Genomic DNA, 420 nt, shown 5'->3' on the forward strand with positions numbered 1-420 from the left:
ATTCCATTGATTCCTGCAAGGGTTGCTCCACGGGCAGAGAGATTAAACTTCCGGCGAAGATATATCAGGTCAATATTCTTACCAAAATGACCGCATATCATTGCTAGGCAGGCCAGTCCACATTCAGCGGTCTCCGTCTGATGAATAACCGGAACACGACGTTGCCAGCGCAAATCAAGCAGATTTATAATTTGTCTGAAATTCCTGTTAGTCATTGATCGGTCCTGTTGCACTGTGTTTCATGTCATAGAAAGGAGAAAGCATCCACTGGTAAATACGCCTTTTTTCCAGAAATAGTGTACTTTCGGCTTTCATTCCATTTTCCAGAGGGAGGTATTTTTCGTCATACCTGATTATCTGCTTTTCAGGCGTCGCAATGACTTTATACCAGGGAACAGAGGCACCCGGCGTATTTTGAGG

Annotated in this window: 1 protein-coding gene and 1 pseudogene; both read right to left on the reverse strand. The window is 44.3% G+C overall.

Translation table 11 applies throughout. From position 1 onward, the window contains the following. A partial coding sequence (locus tag RTW80_RS27450; protein WP_312721247.1) for a cysteine peptidase family C39 domain-containing protein occupies positions 1-215 on the reverse strand: 215 nt, incomplete at its 3' end. Then, positions 208-420: pseudogene (locus RTW80_RS27455) on the reverse strand (colicin V secretion protein CvaA); the annotation flags it as partial. The pseudogene RTW80_RS27455 and the gene RTW80_RS27450, both read right to left, overlap by 8 nt.

Origin of the sequence: Escherichia sp. AM3, assembly GCF_032029835.1 — a bacterium.
GTDB lineage: Bacteria > Pseudomonadota > Gammaproteobacteria > Enterobacterales > Enterobacteriaceae > Escherichia > Escherichia coli.